General features: G+C 71.6%; 1 protein-coding gene. It reads left to right on the top strand.

The annotated features are described in order from the left end of the window. A partial coding sequence (locus tag PZH32_RS12125; RefSeq protein WP_275208508.1) for an NAD(P)H-hydrate dehydratase occupies positions 1-324 on the top strand: 324 nt, incomplete at both ends.

Genomic DNA, 324 nt, shown 5'->3' with positions numbered 1-324 from the left:
GCCTGCGCCTGGCCGCTGAGCGTGCCCAGGCTGCCGCGGGCTCGTCGGGCGAAGACGGTGCCGCAGCCGCCGGACCTCTCATCTTGACGCCCCACGGCGGCGAGGCGGCTCGCCTTGCCCGCGGGGCGCGCCTCCCCTCCTTCGGCAGCGAGGTTCCAGCCCTGGCCGTAGCCATCGCCCGCGCTTATGAGGCCGTCGTGGTGCTGAAGGGACCGATTACCAATATTGCCACCGCGAACGGCACCGTAGAGGCCATGGATCGTGGCACCGCGGCCCTGGCGAAGGCCGGCACCGGCGATGTACTTGCGGGTATTCTGGGAGCGC

The sequence above is a fragment of the Adlercreutzia equolifaciens genome, assembly GCF_029076695.1.
Lineage (GTDB): Bacteria > Actinomycetota > Coriobacteriia > Coriobacteriales > Eggerthellaceae > Adlercreutzia > Adlercreutzia equolifaciens_A.
The sequence above is the reverse complement of the archived record's forward strand: the minus strand, read 5'-3'. Positions and strand labels throughout refer to the sequence as shown.